The sequence below is a fragment of the Bacillus sp. SIMBA_005 genome (assembly GCF_046535585.1).
Classification (GTDB): domain Bacteria; phylum Bacillota; class Bacilli; order Bacillales; family Bacillaceae; genus Bacillus; species Bacillus pumilus.
The window spans coordinates 1-484 of sequence record NZ_JAWRWI010000043.1 but is presented as its reverse complement, the minus strand read 5'-3'; the positions used below and the strand labels follow the sequence as shown (position 1 = coordinate 484).

The following is a 484-nucleotide window of genomic DNA, read 5'->3' as shown; positions in this document are numbered from 1 at the left end:
ATCCAAGAACAAGCTATGAGGCGCACGCTGGAGCGCACGCCCGACGACCTGTTCACATTCGATGAGATCCAACCGGCAACGGCGAAGCAGATCGACTATCTGAACGATCTTTACATCTTCGTCACCGAGCACATCCCCGAGCAGCGCACCCGAGACGGATGGGCAGCCCTCGACACCATCGCAGCCAGCAAGCTCATCGACACCTACTGGTCTCAGATCGATCGAGGTCGCGGAGGGGATTGGGCTTCGAACGTCGATGAGACGCACTCCGCCTACCGGGCACTGTCACCACTCGGCAAACGCTGGATCTACAACGGATGCCTTCCGGACGCATTGGAGGCCGCATGACCGCGCCGAAACCGGCGAACTTCCGGGCACTCGCAGACGCCTGGGATTCACCCATCGCGTACGCCGTCGAGCGCGCCAAGTACTACAGCCAACTCGAGGGCTGCGGGTACCGCATGCCCGCCCCCGACATCACCAC

The 484-nt window shown here is 62.0% G+C and carries 1 protein-coding gene; it reads left to right on the top strand.

Features of this window, described 5'->3' with window-relative positions; translation table 11 throughout:
• Positions 1-348, top strand: a 348-nt coding sequence (locus SB660_RS18965; RefSeq protein WP_410583761.1) for a hypothetical protein, incomplete at its 5' end; no start/stop codon positions are given.
• Between the last annotated feature and the right edge of the window lie 136 nt (positions 349-484).